At 43.3% G+C, this 14,291-nt stretch carries 17 protein-coding genes and 1 pseudogene; all 18 read right to left on the bottom strand.

Annotated elements, in window-relative coordinates:
* Window positions 1-19 precede the first annotated feature (19 nt).
* The 18 genes and pseudogenes from rnpM to AC5SXE_RS06115 all read right to left on the bottom strand — a co-directional run bounded on the left by rnpM (window position 20) and on the right by AC5SXE_RS06115 (window position 14,288).
* On the bottom strand, window positions 20-319 hold the full coding sequence (rnpM, locus tag AC5SXE_RS06200; RefSeq protein ID WP_303884677.1) for an RNase P modulator RnpM: 300 nt from the start codon (window positions 317-319) through the stop codon (window positions 20-22).
* Window positions 316-1,434, bottom strand: a complete 1,119-nt coding sequence (nusA, locus tag AC5SXE_RS06195; protein ID WP_303884678.1) for a transcription termination factor NusA — start codon at window positions 1,432-1,434, stop codon at window positions 316-318. Before nusA ends, rnpM begins: the two co-directional genes overlap by 4 nt.
* Before the next feature lie 27 nt (window positions 1,435-1,461).
* Entirely contained in the window at window positions 1,462-1,947 is a 486-nt protein-coding gene (gene rimP, locus AC5SXE_RS06190; RefSeq protein WP_323720492.1) for a ribosome maturation factor RimP, read from the bottom strand.
* Window positions 1,948-2,139: 192 nt separating this feature from the next.
* Window positions 2,140-2,418: an HU family DNA-binding protein gene (locus tag AC5SXE_RS06185; protein ID WP_303884681.1), complete on the bottom strand. Its 279-nt coding sequence runs from the start codon at window positions 2,416-2,418 to the stop codon at window positions 2,140-2,142.
* Between the two features lie 69 nt (window positions 2,419-2,487).
* Entirely contained in the window at window positions 2,488-3,831 is a 1,344-nt protein-coding gene (der, locus tag AC5SXE_RS06180; RefSeq protein WP_493916932.1) for a ribosome biogenesis GTPase Der, read from the bottom strand.
* A gap of 4 nt (window positions 3,832-3,835) precedes the next feature.
* Complete coding sequence (locus AC5SXE_RS06175; RefSeq protein ID WP_493916931.1) at window positions 3,836-5,635, bottom strand: primosomal protein N' family DNA-binding protein; 1,800 nt, start codon at window positions 5,633-5,635, stop codon at window positions 3,836-3,838.
* The gene (gene coaBC, locus AC5SXE_RS06170) at window positions 5,625-6,854 is read right to left on the bottom strand and encodes a bifunctional phosphopantothenoylcysteine decarboxylase/phosphopantothenate--cysteine ligase CoaBC (protein ID WP_493916930.1); all 1,230 of its coding nucleotides are present in this window, start codon (window positions 6,852-6,854) and stop codon (window positions 5,625-5,627) included. The genes AC5SXE_RS06175 and coaBC overlap by 11 nt, the downstream gene beginning before the upstream one ends.
* A 34-nt stretch (window positions 6,855-6,888) precedes the next feature.
* Window positions 6,889-7,101, bottom strand: coding sequence for a DNA-directed RNA polymerase subunit omega (gene rpoZ, locus AC5SXE_RS06165; RefSeq protein ID WP_303884688.1), 213 nt, complete (start codon window positions 7,099-7,101; stop codon window positions 6,889-6,891).
* Window positions 7,098-7,682: a guanylate kinase gene (gene gmk, locus AC5SXE_RS06160; protein WP_303884689.1), complete on the bottom strand. Its 585-nt coding sequence runs from the start codon at window positions 7,680-7,682 to the stop codon at window positions 7,098-7,100. The genes rpoZ and gmk overlap by 4 nt, the downstream gene beginning before the upstream one ends.
* A pseudogene (locus AC5SXE_RS06155) lies at window positions 7,672-7,939 on the bottom strand (DUF370 domain-containing protein). The gene gmk and the pseudogene AC5SXE_RS06155 overlap by 11 nt, the downstream one beginning before the upstream one ends.
* 12 nt (window positions 7,940-7,951) lie before the next feature.
* Window positions 7,952-8,836, bottom strand: coding sequence for a YicC/YloC family endoribonuclease (locus AC5SXE_RS06150; protein ID WP_493916929.1), 885 nt, complete (start codon window positions 8,834-8,836; stop codon window positions 7,952-7,954).
* 75 nt (window positions 8,837-8,911) lie between these two features.
* Complete coding sequence (hflX, locus tag AC5SXE_RS06145; RefSeq protein WP_493916928.1) at window positions 8,912-10,054, bottom strand: GTPase HflX; 1,143 nt, start codon at window positions 10,052-10,054, stop codon at window positions 8,912-8,914.
* Window positions 10,047-10,688: a lysophospholipid acyltransferase family protein gene (locus AC5SXE_RS06140; RefSeq protein ID WP_493916927.1), complete on the bottom strand. Its 642-nt coding sequence runs from the start codon at window positions 10,686-10,688 to the stop codon at window positions 10,047-10,049. The genes hflX and AC5SXE_RS06140 overlap by 8 nt, the downstream gene beginning before the upstream one ends.
* The gene (gene cmk, locus AC5SXE_RS06135) at window positions 10,678-11,361 is read right to left on the bottom strand and encodes a (d)CMP kinase (protein ID WP_493916926.1); all 684 of its coding nucleotides are present in this window, start codon (window positions 11,359-11,361) and stop codon (window positions 10,678-10,680) included. The genes AC5SXE_RS06140 and cmk overlap by 11 nt, the downstream gene beginning before the upstream one ends.
* Window positions 11,358-12,248 (bottom strand): HDOD domain-containing protein, encoded by an 891-nt coding sequence (locus tag AC5SXE_RS06130; RefSeq protein ID WP_493916925.1) that lies wholly within the window; start codon window positions 12,246-12,248, stop codon window positions 11,358-11,360. The genes cmk and AC5SXE_RS06130 overlap by 4 nt, the downstream gene beginning before the upstream one ends.
* A gap of 31 nt (window positions 12,249-12,279) precedes the next feature.
* Window positions 12,280-13,047: a pseudouridine synthase gene (locus AC5SXE_RS06125; protein WP_493916924.1), complete on the bottom strand. Its 768-nt coding sequence runs from the start codon at window positions 13,045-13,047 to the stop codon at window positions 12,280-12,282.
* A complete protein-coding gene (scpB, locus tag AC5SXE_RS06120; protein WP_493916923.1) occupies window positions 13,028-13,576 on the bottom strand; it encodes an SMC-Scp complex subunit ScpB in 549 nt (182 codons plus the stop codon). Before scpB ends, AC5SXE_RS06125 begins: the two co-directional genes overlap by 20 nt.
* Window positions 13,557-14,288, bottom strand: coding sequence for a segregation and condensation protein A (locus tag AC5SXE_RS06115; protein ID WP_493916922.1), 732 nt, complete (start codon window positions 14,286-14,288; stop codon window positions 13,557-13,559). The genes scpB and AC5SXE_RS06115 overlap by 20 nt, the downstream gene beginning before the upstream one ends.
* Window positions 14,289-14,291 lie beyond the last annotated feature (3 nt).

Here is a 14,291-nt window from a genome sequence, read left to right as displayed (position 1 = left end):
CCATTCCCCCTTTGGAAAATCATTGGTTGGCATTTCCAATATTGTCTATCTTTTGCAACAACTCTTCATGCTTTTGCAACAACTCTTCGTAGATTTCAAAAGGAACATCCACCTTTAGAGCCCGAGAAATCAAGTTTTTCTTTTTTGCCAGTTCGATGCAGTTGCGGGCACTACAGATGTAAGCCCCCCTTCCCTGTCCCCTGCCGGTGAGATCGACATAAACACGACCATCGGGGGATCTTACCACTCTGATGAGCTCTGTTTTTGGCCTTGCTGTTTTGCAAGCTACGCAAGTTCGAGGACGTCTCCTTTTCTTCATTCTTTTATCTCCCATTCTTTGGGTAATTCCCCCTTCACTATATCCTCGAATAGATCTTGAAGAGTCGGAAGGCGGTCAGGTTCCATGACATGAATATCTATTTTCCAGCCAGTGAGCTTTGCCGCCAGCCTTACATTTTGGCCTCCCTTCCCGATGGCCAGAGACAGCTGATCCGGCCTAACGTAAACGTTTACCGCCTTATCCTCGTCAAGCCTTGGTTCAACTTTGACCACTTTTGCAGGTGATAGGGCATTTTTTATATACGTCATTGGGTCACTACTCCAAATAATAACATCAATTCGCTCGCCTGCAAGCTCATCGCTGATAGCTTTAATTCTACTTCCCCTTGCTCCGATACATGCTCCAACTGGATCTACGTTTGGGTCAAGTGTGGTAACAGCGATTTTGCTTCTAACGCCGGCTTCCCTGGCAATGCTTTTGATCTCGATGACCCCTTCTTTTATCTCTGGCACTTCTATTTCCAATAAATTCTTTAAGAGCCCAGGATGCGATCGCGACAACACTATGCGTGGTCCCCTCGAGGTCTTGCGCACATCCAGGACGTAAAACTTCATTCTCTGTCCGGGACGATAGGTTTCAGTGGGAATTCGCTCTTCGCGAGGAAGTATGGCATCAACTTTACTGCCTATTCGAATTAGAACTTGGCCCTCCTCGTCCTTGAACGGCTCTCCGATTACGATTTCGCCGATTTTTGCAGAAAAGTCGTTATATATGACTTGACGTTCAGCGTCTTTAAGTCGTTGCATGATGACTTGTCTTGCCGTTTGAGCTGCAATCCTACCAAAATCGCGAGGCGAAACTTCTATTTTGATTATATCTCCCGGATCGACGTCATAGCCCAATGACCTCGCTTCTTCCAGGGAAATCTCATACGCCGGGTTTCTTACAGTATCGACGACTTCCATCATCTCGTATATTTTTATAATTCCATTTTCTGAGTCGAGTTCTATCTCGACGTTCGAATTGGTGCCTTTATATTTTTTGTAAGCCGAGACCAATGCAGCCTCGATGCTAGAGATTATCACTTCCAAAGGTAATCCTTTGTCCGCTTCTATTTGCTTTAAAGCTCGAATAAAATCTCGTCCTAATTCCACTACTTTCATCTCCCTCATTAAAGACGATCACTTATCGTCATTGTTTTCTGGCACTAAGCGTGCCTTAGATATATTTTTAAAGGGAATCAATACATATGTATCATCTTCAAGAAGTAGCTGTATATCATTATTACTTAATACATCAACGATCTTACCCTTAAAGTTTCTGCGCGATCCGATGGGATCGTGTGTTTTAATGCGAACCATTTTGCCCTTATAATTTTTGTAATCCTTTAAGTAAAATAAAGGAGCATCTAAGCCAGGAGAACTGACCTCCAGGTAATATCTCCCGCCAAAGAGTTCTTCCTTGGCATCGAGTAATTTGCCCACTCTTCGGGATACTATTTCGCAATCTTTTATATTAATTCCTCCGGCGGTGTTTATGTAGATCCTTAAAATCATTCTGCCGTGTTCGTGAACCAGTTCCATTCCCACGAAGTCGTATCCCAATTTTTCTACTAAATTTTTTATTTCGTCCTCGATTTTTGACATTTCATCCTTTATTCCCGGCATAGCAGATCTTCCTCCGAAAATTGATTAATACTGAAGGCTGCTTTTTAAAAAAAGAAGAGTGGGATTTGCCCACTCTCCTAAACTTTGCACCCAATGCCCATTGTAATAAAATTCTATCATCCTTTGGCCTTATTTTCAAGAACTATCAATAGGCAAACAGGGTCATTCGAAAACGTTATCAACAAAATAAGACTACTTATTTACAGCTTCCTTCAACATCTTCCCTGCCCTAAAAGCAGGAACCTTTTTTGCAGGTATGTCGATGACTTCCTCGGGATTCTGGGGATTCCGGCCTTTTCTGGCAGCTCTGTTGCGAACCTCAAAGGTCCCAAATCCCATTATCTGAACTTCCTCTCCCTTTGAAAGAGCCTCGACGACACACTTGACAAAAGCATCAACGGCGCTGGCTGCATCCTTTTTGGTTAAACCTGTGGCCTTTGCGACTTCGTTTACGATATCACTTTTCGTCATTTTTCGCACCTCCTCGAATTTATGAATCTAGCCTACTATCGACAATTATCGATGGTTTAAACCCAGCGGTCAAGCCGTTTTACGTCTATTTCTCCAAAAAACCCTTATTGGGACGCCCTTGAAGCGACCAATTTTTACAATTTCATTTATAATTTTGCGCTCGAAGGGTTTATCTACGATATTTCGGTCATTTACGAAAAAAACAAATGTCGGCGGTGCCGATCCTACTTGAGTTACATAGTAGATATTTAAAAATCTCCCCTTGCCGTCTGAGGGTAGTCGTTGAAAGGATAGGATGTCGCGAATAATTTTATTCAAGGCGGAGGTTGGGATTCTGGTCTGCCAGCCATGATAAACATCATCGCAAATGTTAAAAATTTTATGCAAGTTTTTTTTGGAAACGGCAGAGGTCGTGATGATAGGTGCATCGTTCGTAAAGTATAGTTGTTCTTTGACGTATCTTATTATGTCGTCTCCCAGACGAGGTTGCCCTTCCGGCAAGAGGTCCCATTTATTTAAGGCGACGATAAGCCCCTTGCCCTTTTCGAAAACCAGACCTGCTATGCGTTTGTCTTGCTCTGTAATGACTTCAGTGACGTCCAAAACGAGTAAGGCAACATCTGCCCTGTCAATGGAACGTTCTGCCCGTAAAAGCGAATAAAATTCGATGTCATCTTTGAGCCTGCTCTTTCTTTTTAATCCGGCCGTGTCGATTAGGACATATTTCTTCCCTTCAAAGATTATGGCCGTATCGATTGAATCTCTGGTGGTCCCTGGAATATCGGTGACCATGGCCCTTTCTTCTCCTATGAGCGCGTTAAATATGCTTGATTTTCCTACGTTTGGCCTTCCAACTATGGCGATTTTAATCGCTGTTTCATCCTGCTCTGTTGTGTCTTCGTCTTCAATGTAAGCCGTCACGGCATCCAACAAGTCCGATATATTTCTGTTGTGTTCTGCACTTACACCTATTACTTCCTTAAATCCCAAGCTGTAAGCTTCATACACAAGGTGGTCGTGCAAGGGTTCGTCGATTTTATTGACAGCCACGACGACATTACAATTTTTTCGACGAAGAATCTCGGCAATCTTTTCGTCTTGGGGCAAAACGCCCTCTCTTCCATCTATTACGAAGATGATGACGTTCGCTTCCTCTATTGCTTGATCGATTTGTCTGCTCATCATCTCGAAGAGGGGTTCTCCTTCGATCGAATAGCCACCGGTGTCCACGAGGTAAAAAGTCTTACCAGCCCATTCAACTTGAGCGTAAATTCTGTCCCTCGTTACGCCTGGTGTATCGTCAACTATCGCCAATCGTTTTTGTATTATTCTGTTAAAGAGCGTGGATTTGCCCACATTTGTTCTTCCTATTATTGCAACTACGTTGCCCTTTTTACCCATCTTTCCCTTCACCGTTTTAATCTCTCCAAATTCTCGCCTTGGGAAACCCAATTTTTGATCGAGAGATATGAAAATAAGGCTCCAAAAGCTCCCTGAGCACCTTGATTTCTTTTGTTTTGATCCATAATTGAGCTTCGTCAGCTATTGGCTTATACACGGCAAACCCTGATTTGTCAAGCAGGGAAAAGACTTCTTCGATAACTTTTGAGGGACCGGTCATTTCAATGAGCAAGTTGAAGGGTGGGAAATTTAATTCGTACCTTTCTTTAAGCTCTTCGTCCCAGAACAATTGCCAACCAAGTCGCAGCCCCTTCTGCCATCCTCGATAGGGTCTTCTTGATTGAACGATTACCTTTCTTTTATCGGTATTTTTACCTCTAAAACGAGACTCCCATATCATGCTAAATGCTGCAAAGCGAGCGTCATACTGTGGCCTTCTAGCTTCAGCATCGGCATCTATCCACCCTACCAATCCAACAGGACAGTCATCGCAGAAAGATAAAGACAGTCTTGAGCCAACTATTATTCCGCCGTGTTCGAGCTCTTTTAACATCGAAGCCCTAAGTTTTTTGCCGCTTTTTTCCTTATACCACTTACATGTTGGTGCTGCGTCTCCAACAAGAGCGCGGGCAATCTCATAAAGCGCTTCGATGCCAGGTCGCCTTCCCACCAAAAGTCTCGACATGCATGAAGGACAAACCGTGGGTATTTCTGATTTTCTTCCACAAAAAAAGCACATCGTCTCGCCTTGGCTTATCCTGCAAAAGCTACCGCATTCGGGACATGTCATTGTCCAGCCGCATTCTTCGCACGAAATTTCTCCGGCATATCCCTTGCGATCTAAAATCCATATCACAACTTCTCCGCGGTTTATTACTTCCAGGGAATTTTTTAAAAGCATAGAACTTATGGGAAGTTCCGGGATTATTCTAGGCAGGATCGGCTTTGTCGAAGTTCTGATGTTAGCAAATTGAATCTGGTCTCTTACGTTTCGTTTCAATTGAGGTCTTTTTAAAAGATACAACCTGGATGAAGGAATTCGTCCGCCAAAGATTAGCCTTGATCCCCACATTTGGGCTCTTTTTGCTGCGATGTGACGTAATGACAGGTAAGGATATCTCACAAAAGTGTAGGAATAACTGGCCTCTTCCTCGATCAAAACAAGTTCTATCGGGGCCAGTGGAGCAAATAATGCACCTACAGATCCTATGACTAGGGACACTTCCCTGCGCCTTGCCCTTAGCCAGGCATCGAAGGTTTTTTTGCCTCCGCCGGAAGGCCATAAAAGTGCCCTTTCTTGTATTTCCTTTGGAAGGCGGTCCCAAAAGGACTTGGCCACCGCTTCCTCCGGGAATAAAATTAATCCACTTCCAACATTCTCAATTGTATCGATGTATCGTTTGTACCTTTCTTCATCGTCGATTTCATAGATACATTCTTCACTGTAAAAACTATGTGCGGGCTTTTGCGGTGAAGGATTAATATCGGTGACTTCGCACCCCTTTGTTATTGATGACGGACACATTAACTTTAAAATTTCGCCTTGACTGCAGAGATATTGACGAGATACCCATTCACTTAAACTCCATAGCTCCCAGCTGAGCACAGAAGTTTGATCCAATACCTTTATGATTTCTTTGATCTCGTAGTCTGCTTCGTCTTCTATGTTTTCTTTTGTAGCTAAAACAAACCCTACCCTTTTTCCGTGACGAGGGCCCATTGGAACTACCACTCGACAGCCTGCTTCTACAGGTTCAGAAACAGCATAAGTCAAAGGGTGCCACCATATGCCCGGTAACACTACGTCAACGTACATCTTCTTTAGCCAGGAACTTCATTTCTATGACGTCCCACAAACGCCAGGCTACTTCCTCCTTCGTGCCTTCGATCCTGGTCATGTGCCCATTTTTGCATATAATGGCGACCGAATTTGTATCAGACTCAAAGCCGCTTCCCTTAGCTGTTATATCGTTTGCCACTATCATGTCCATATTTTTTCTGTTTAATTTAGAGATTGCGTTTTCGATTAGTTCGTTGGATTCTGCTGCGAAACCGACCAAAATTTGGTCTTCTCTTTTTCTTTTTCCTACTTCTGCGGCTATATCGGGGTTTTCCTCCAGGGTTACCTGAATGCGATCCTTGCCCTCTCGCTTTATTTTTTGCTCAGAAGTTGTAGCAAATTTATAGTCTCCAACAGCTGCAGCCTTGACTATTATGTCAGTTTTTTCGCTTTCCTTTAATACGGCGTCATACATCTCTTCGGCCGTCGTCACATTTACTACTCTTAAGCCGTAAGGCGGCTCTATACAGGTAGGTCCTTTTATCAACGTAACTTCGCCACCGCGATACCAAGCCGTTTTGGCTATGGCAAAGCCCATTTTTCCCGAGCTTGGATTGCTTAAAAATCTCACGGGGTCCATAAATTCCCGCGTCGGACCTGCGGTGACTAAGATTTTTTTGCCGGCCAAATCCTTTTTCGGCGATAAAACCTTCCACAGGACTTCGAGTATTATTTCATTCTTGGGCAATCTGCCCTTGCCCTCATATCCACAAGCAAGCTCTCCTTCTTCAGGAGAAATGACCGTATAGCCAAGCGTGCGTGCGATCTCTACGTGTCGCTGTGTAGCAGGATGTTCCCACATGTGGACGTTCATGGCTGGAAATAAGATGACAGGAGCTCTTGTCGCAAGCATGGCAGTTCCTAATAAAGTTTCCGCCTCGCCGAGGGCAGCACGCCTGATAACATTAGCGGTGGCTGGAGCGATCAAAAAAGCTTCAGCCCAATCAGCTAGCGAAATGTGGGGTATTTCCCACCCATGCTCATTGCTTAGGAAATCTTCTTCCAGCCATGCCCTTCTGCCTGTCAAAGTAGATATCGTAAGAGGCGTGATGAAAGAGGTGGCAGATTGCGTCAAAATCACTTCCACATCATTGCCGTTTTTTCTAATGGCCCTGATTATTTCGGGGATCTTGTAGGCCGATATACCCCCGGATATACCGATTAGGATCCTTCGGTTAGACTTCCATTCCAACATGGACATCGATCCTTTTATTAATTTTATAAATCAGTTACAGTTTTTTGGTCCTTGGCTTAAACAAAATTTTTCCATTTTTGATTTCCTCGATTGCTGCAGTGATGGGTTTGTCTTCATCTCCTCCAAACAAGCGCTTTGCGGTATCCTCGCTCAAAATCTTCGCTCTTTTTGCGATCATCATGGTCAAAACGTATTTATTTGGAATATTATACTTTCTCATTATTTGATCAACGTCTACATATATCATATTTTTCCTCGTTCTCCTTTCCTATAGCTCATAATGATATCTACCAGCTCTTCCGCGGCTCGCTCGACGTCGTCGTTTATAATAGCATGATCGTAAATGTCTGCCAGCTTCATTTCTCGCGCTGCGTTATCAAGGCGTATTCTCAGGGATTCCTCACTTTCTGTCCCTCGAGACACAAGCCTCTGCTTTAGTGCCTCCTCTGATGGAGGTAGTATGAAAATTAATATAGCCTCAGGAAAGGCCTTTTTTACGTTAATAGCTCCTTGTACATCCAACTCCAGGATTACGTCTTTTCCCTCTTGCAAGTTTTTTATTACTTCGCTTTCGGGGGTTCCGTAATAATGGCCGTGAACCACAGCCCACTCCAGGAAGTTTCCCTCGCGTTGTCTTTTGGCAAATTCCTCAGGAGTTATGAAATAGTAATCTACGCCGTCAGTTTCACCTTCTCTGGGAGATCTTGTTGTACAGGATATAGAATATACCAAATCGGGGACCCTTTTAAAAAGTTCCTTTCGTATGGTTCCCTTTCCTGCTCCGCTGGGTCCGGATATGACAAACAAGCGCCCTTTTTTACAGGTCATAATTTGGAGCTGTCTGAACCGTTCCTTCGAAACGGCTAGCAATGGTTTCAGGTTGTATGGCCGAAAGTATTACGTGGTTGCTATCGGTCAATATGACTGGCTCGAGTTTTCCTGCCCTGAGTTGCATCGATTAATTGGCCTCTTTCCCTTGCTTCATCTCTAAGTCTTTTTACCGGAGAGGAATCGGGGTGAATTATGGCTATTATCCTGTTTGCTACAATGACATTTCCAAAACCTACATGAACTAACTTGCGCATTTCCATCAACTCTCATTCTACGTTTTGAACATGCTCGCGAATTTGCTCAAGCAAACATTTGCCTTCTACTACATACCAGCGAATCTGCGCGTTTTTTACTTTAGAAGCTATTGTGTTGATTTCCCGCAACATCTCTTGCAACAAGAAGTCTAACTTTTTGCCCTCCGAAGAAGGAGAGTTAAGGGTCTCACGAAACTTTATTATATGAGATTTGCTCCTTGTGATCTCTTCTTTTATGTCCCATTTGTCCGCCAAGAGGGCGACTCCGTCAAAGTGGGAAGTTTCATCTTCCTGAATTTTGCCAGGCAAAAGCAAGCTAATCTTGCGCTTTAGCTCTTCCAGTTCATCACGAAAAGCATTATCCCACTCTTTTTCGATGTTTGCTATCAAAATTTCGTATTTATCGATCGTTTGGATGATGAAGGAAGCGATGTGATCTCCCTCAATTCTTCTCATCTCGTTCCACTTAGACAGTGCTTCATTTAATACAGACAAGGTGTCTTCAACGACTTTGTCGTAAATGTCGAAGACGCACACCTCGGGTTGTTCTAAAACGCCCGGCAGGTCCAGTAAGATTTCAAGCTGTATTTCCTCGAGAAGTTTAAGCCTGCCATGAATCGACATCAATTCCTCAAAATAATTTCCAAGGACGTTTCCGTTAATTCTCGCAGTTTTTAAGTCAGGCGCAAATGAGGCGTAAAGGCTAACCGTCAGCTTGCCCCTTTTGAAACGATCTTTCAACTCTTCTCTAATAGGGTACTCTAATGCATATAGTTCCTTAGGGCAGCGTACGGCTATATTTTGGTATCTTGAATTTACACTATAAATGTCCAAACGTACTATGCCCCAATCAAACGTGCCGCTGGCGCTGCCGTGTCCTGTCATGCTTATTAGCACGGATGCTCCCCCCAATTTTATCTAAAAAATTGAATTTATCGTGTCGTTTAATCTTCTCTGATTATTGATTTTAATTCAAGCTAATTTAAAGGTATCTGCAAGGGATCTTGAAGCAGAATCCATTTGCATCAAGGAGCTTTCAATCCTTTTAAGCAATGAAGATATGTTGAACTTTCTCAATGCACTTACAGGAACGACCTCGCTTCCAGAGCGCATCGCCAATCGTTCCAACAAAGCTTCTTGCTGTCCGCTGTCTATCATATCTACTTTGTTAAGGACTATAATCCTAGGAATGCAGGCAGCTCCTATTTGATTTAATGTCTCTTCTACTACCGTTAGGGATTCCAGGGGGTCCTTGTCCAGCGGGTCTATGACGATCAAAAGTAGGTCTGCTTCGCTCACTTCTTCAAGCGTGGCTCTAAATGCCGCCACAAGTTCGATCGGAAGCTTTCGAATGAATCCCACCGTATCGGCAAAGAGGGCAAATTTGCCGCTTGGAAGTTTTACCCTTCTTATCTTGGGATCGAGTGTTGCGAATAGCTTATCAGCACAATAGATCTCGTCATCATGACATAAAGCTCTAAGAAGAGTCGATTTCCCGCTGTTGGTGTATCCTACAATTGCTATAGTTGGAATATCGTTTCTTTTACGTCTCTTTCTTGAATTAAAACGACTTTTACGGACCTTTTCGAGCTTGTGCTGCAATGTTTTGGCCCTTCGCTCCAATTTTCTCCGATGTCTTTCAAACTCCGTCTCTCCCGGACCTCTTGTGCCTATGCCCCCTCCCGGTTGAGACATCTGACGTCCTAATCCCTTTAAAAGTGGAATTTCATATTTACACAAAGCTAACTCTACTTGCAATTTAGCTTCAGCAGAATAAGCTCTTGCTTCGAATATTTTCATGATGACAAAAGGCCTGTCCCACACTTCTACGCCAAGGATAGCACCTATGTTGTGTAGCTGAGTCGGCAATAACGAATCATTACACACTACCAAAGAAGCATCTAGATTACTTATCAGGGCCTTCGTTTCGTACAGTTTGCCCTTTCCTATGAACGTGGCGGGATCGGGAGAGGTTCGCTTTTGATCGACCCTTCCCACGACTGTAATGCCTAAATTGGCCAAAAGTAAAGTTAATTCCTCAGCGAGTAAGTCTACATCTACATCAGCGCCTTGCCTTTCAAGGCAGATAAGCACAGCCTTCTTTTCGTTAACCAAGCTTGAGCATCATCTCCTTCATTTGTTGTTCTAATTGATCCAATACATAAAGACGCTTTTCTTTTTCCTTCATGTCATCGGGTAAATCTAAAGGATCTATCAATCTTCCAAAAATGACCTCTATTTTTTTGGGCTTTGGAACGGACGAGCCGCGAGGCATCGCCTCAAACGTACCTTTTACGCACACAGGCAAGATTGGAGCCTTTGCGTGAGACGCGAGCATAGCTACGCCGCCCTCCATGGGTTGTAGCTTCCCGTCGAATGACCTGCTTCCCTCAGGAAAGATTAAGATATCTTCACCTCGAGACAAAATTTCAAGTAAGGTTCTTAAAATGACGCCTGCTTTGTGTTCATCCTGCCTCGAGACGGGAATTGCTCCCAAGTGCCTTATGATGTAACTTAAAATAGACACCTTGAACAACTCTTCTTTTGCTAAATATTTCAATTTCCTCGGATAGGCTACTCCAACGACCACGGGATCTAAGTTGCTGTTGTGATTTGAAGCCACTATTACGGGGCGTCCTTCGGGCAACGCCGGCACATTTTTTATGTGCAGCCTGTTGTAAAGGGTCAGCAAGACTCGGCAAAAACCCTTGGAGAAGGCATAAAAAATTGTATTTTGCTCAAGCGTCACAACGCTTCACCTGTTCTACGTGATCTTTTACGAGCTTTATTACCCTCTCAACTACCTCATCGAGGGTTAAATCGCTTGTATCTAAAATTATAGCATCTTCGGCGGGAATTAGAGGGGATAGCTCCCTATTGCTGTCTTTTTCATCTCGTTGAATTATCTGATAATATACATCATCGAAGGCTATATCTACTCCGCGCTCCATCAGTTCCTTCCATCGTCTTATAGCTCTGGTTTTAGCATCTGCCTTCAGGAAAATTTTTAAATCGGCATCGGGAAATATGACCGTTCCCATGTCTCTTCCTTCGGCGATGAGGTCTTGGCCATCTTGAAGTTCTCTTTGAAGAGTAAGCAAATATTTTCTTACTACAGGCAAGGCGGAATAAAGCGAGACCATCTCGTCTACCTGTGGGGAACGTATGGCCTCTGTGACGTTTTCTCCGTTAATGTATATTTGTTGATCCTTGACTTTGAGATCTAGTTCCTTGAGGCATTCTTCAATTTTAGAGACATCACTGGGAGAAACGCTTCTTTGCAACAAAAAAAGGGTAACTGCTCTATAAATAGCCCCTGAATCAAGGTGCACAAACCCCAATTCTTGAGCAACCCTTTTGGCTACACTGCTTTTTCCTGAACCCGCAGGACCGTCTATGGTTATTATTTTACGTTTTCTCATACGATCTCCTCTGTTTTCATTTCTTCGTCCAATTGATACAAAATATTTACGGCCTCAGACAACAAGGACTCAATGTCGTCTTTTAAGTTGAATCGTTCTAATGCTTCTTCTGATATATTATGTTGTAATCCGTCAGCGCCGAGCCCAAAGCCCAAGATAAGACACATTACATTAGCTACGTGGACTATGTCAACAATAGCCCTGTAGGATTGTTTTTCTTCAGGCAGCTGCTCTGGCGTGTGATGGTAGCGGGCGGCCATGGAATAAATTTCAGGTAGTGCCCATTGATCTATGATCATGCCCCCTATCTCGGCGTGATCGAAACCTAAAACTTCTCTTTCCGCGTAAGTAAAAGGAATGGATTTTTCCTCGACCATCTTATTGATGACGGAATACCCGTAACGAACGTACTCATTAAGGACTATCTTACCGATGTCGTGTAGCAGTCCGGCGAGATACGCTTCTTCCAAATCGATGCCACCCACTTTTTCTCCTATATAACGTGAAAGATAGGCAACACCCAAGGAATGGCGCCATAGCTCGCCCTTATCCAGAGCGTAACCTTTCTGTGATTCGGCCATATAGGGATAGATGCTAGCGGCTAGGACTATACTTCTTAATGTCTTAAATCCAAGAAGAGCCACGGCCTCCGTCACGCTCGTAATGGTTCTTGGGATGCCGTAGTAAGCAGAATTTGCCAAGCGTAAAACTCGAACAACTAATCCTTGATCCTTCGAAAGTGATTTGGCAACATCAGAGGCGCTACTTCTTTCATCATCGATTTTTTTTAACGTTAAAATTACAAATTGAGGCAAGGACGGGATGTCTTTCACCCTTTTTAGTATACGCCTTTTTATTATTTCCTTTGGGCTTCCGTCTATCGACATAGCCTGCCCTCCTGCGCTTTTGAAAGATGAATTAAATTACGCCACCGTTACGAATCATAAGCGATAATTCCTCTCTTTGCAGCTTTAAAAAGGATCCCTCCTTCAAGGTTTTCAGTTGAAGATTGCCTATTTTTGTCCTTGTCAGCTTAATTACCTTGTATCCCAAAATTTCTGCCATTCGCCGCACTTCTCGTTTTACTCCCTCGTAAATTTCCACTTCGCAGCAATTTTCTGCGAGAGTTTTGACGCTTTTTGGCCTTATAAATTTCCTGTCAATTCGAAGTCCTTTTTTCCACTTTACTATGTCTTTCTGGGCAATGGGCTTATCGAGAACGACTTCGTATGTCTTTGTTATGTTATTTCGCGGATGTATCAAATTGTTTGCGAATTCGCCATCATTTGTAAGGATCAATAACCCAGTGCTATTTTTATCAAGTCTGCCGACGGGAAAGGGATTATAGTCCCTTAATTCCCTAGGAAGTAAATCTAAGACCGTCTTATACCTGGCGTCAGTTACGGCACATACGTAGTTACGAGGCTTGTTCATCGCTATGTAGACCTTTTTTAAGGGAACCACCGTACGCTCATCTACTGCTACTTTTGTATCACTGCTTATAGTAACCCACGGTCCCGGCGCAACCTGCCCATCTATTTTTACCCTTCCTTCGGCGATCAGTTTCTCGACCTTTCTTCTGGAGCCCAACCCACACATGGCCAAGTACTTATTTAGTCTAACAGACTCGTTGTACTTTGCGTTATTCCTGTTTTTTGAATTTTCATTAAGTGACATTTCCTTCATTTATTAACTCTTCTTCCGTTGGCAATTCGCTCAACGAGTTAAGGCCAAAGACCTCTAAAAACTCCTGTGTAGTTCTGTATAACAAGGGTAATCCCGTGCCCTTTTTGCGTCCGGCGACCCTTATCAGACCGGATGACAGCAGGGTTTCCAATACCTTATCGCTTCTTACTCCCCTAATTTCTTCTATTTCAGTCCTCGTGATGGGTTGCTTGTAAGCTATTATGGCAAGCGCTTCCATGGCTGCCTTGCTCAATCGCAACTTATATCCGTAGGAGCTGTTGTAGTTTTCAATGACGTCACTCAGATCGCTTGCCGTAGCCATTTGCCAACCTCCGGCAACATTGATCAGAGTGATGCCGTGATGCAAGTCGTAATGATCTTTAATGCAGCGGATAGCTTCTTCTACCGTTTCATGGTCTACCGAAAGTGCGTTTGCAAGTTCTGCTGTTTTTACTGGTTCTGTTGAAACAAATAAAATTGCTTCTATCTCCCTGGCAACTTTTTTAATTTCATTCCTTGAGTTTGACATAAATATCCCCAAATTGTTGCTTTTGATTTAAATAAATAATACCAATCCGGGCAAGTTCTAGCAATGCTACGATTGTGCTTACAACGAAACTTTTACCTGTTTTGTCTTTTAGCAACTCGAGCAGCGTTAATTCCTTGCGTCTCGACAAAGAATTTTTAATGTCCTCTATGCGAGCTTCGATGGTTTCTTCAGGGTCTTCTTTTATCAGTAAATTGACCATATCTTGTGCTGAAGGTTTGGTTTTAGAATTGAATTTATTTATCAAGCTCCACCATAGAGAGGCCAAAAAATAAAGATCGCCCACTTCGTAAAGGGGCCGCACCTCCTCAACTTGTCTGGTGAAATGTTTAGATCTTCTGTAAGACAGAATCTCGAAATAAATAGCTGCAACTCTGAAGGGGTGCAATGATGTTGAAGAAGGTGTACCGCTTGCGTCTAAAGTAACGTCTTCTTCTTTGTCTTCCTCGCCGATTTCGTCTGCAGTTTGAGGAAAAAGAGCACGAACTTTAGAAAGCACTAAAGTGGCTGCCTTGGTTAAAAATTCCGCTATTTCGCTCAAAGACATCTTCTCTGAACGTAACAAATAACTTGCATACACTTTGATAACCTCACTGACGTTTACTTGGGAAGCCTCTATTTGTCTGCTTTCCAACAAGTTTATGAGGGTAATCAAAGTGTCATAAAAATTCTCGTAATCAACCTTAACAGTCACGTG

The organism is Acetomicrobium sp. (genome assembly GCF_059026225.1).
The sequence above is the reverse complement of the archived record's forward strand: the minus strand, read 5'-3'. Positions and strand labels throughout refer to the sequence as shown.